The 372-nt window shown below is 53.0% G+C and carries 1 pseudogene; it reads right to left on the bottom strand.

Features of this window, described 5'->3' with window-relative positions:
* Window positions 1–372: pseudogene (locus tag QP909_RS11800) on the bottom strand (transposase); the annotation flags it as partial.

Below are 372 nucleotides of genomic sequence, written 5' to 3'. Positions count from 1 at the left end.
GAGCGATTGAGCTTTAACACGTGGCACATCCGCTTGACCGAGTATTCGGTTCGGTGGTCATAGACAAACTGGAAGCGGATTACCAGCGTGTCTCTTCGGCAAAATACTTCGCGGCCTTACGCAGGATATCGCGTTCTTCACGAAGCTTAGAGACTTCCTTTTCTAGCTGGCGGATCCGCTCAGAATCAGTCGTCGCCTGGGCTTCATCACGCATGGTCTTCGTGCGAGCACGCTTGCCGGTGCCGTACTGCTTAAGCCAGGAATAAAGTGAGGAACGATTGACTCCAAGCTCTGCTGAAGCCGCGTGAAGTGAGAGGTCCTCATTGTTTTCGTAGAGGGCCACAGCATCACGTTTGAACTGTTCGGAGTACC

The sequence above is a fragment of the Corynebacterium sp. MSK195 genome, from assembly GCF_030228885.1.
GTDB lineage: Bacteria > Actinomycetota > Actinomycetes > Mycobacteriales > Mycobacteriaceae > Corynebacterium.
The sequence above is the reverse complement of the archived record's forward strand: the minus strand, read 5'-3'. Positions and strand labels throughout refer to the sequence as shown.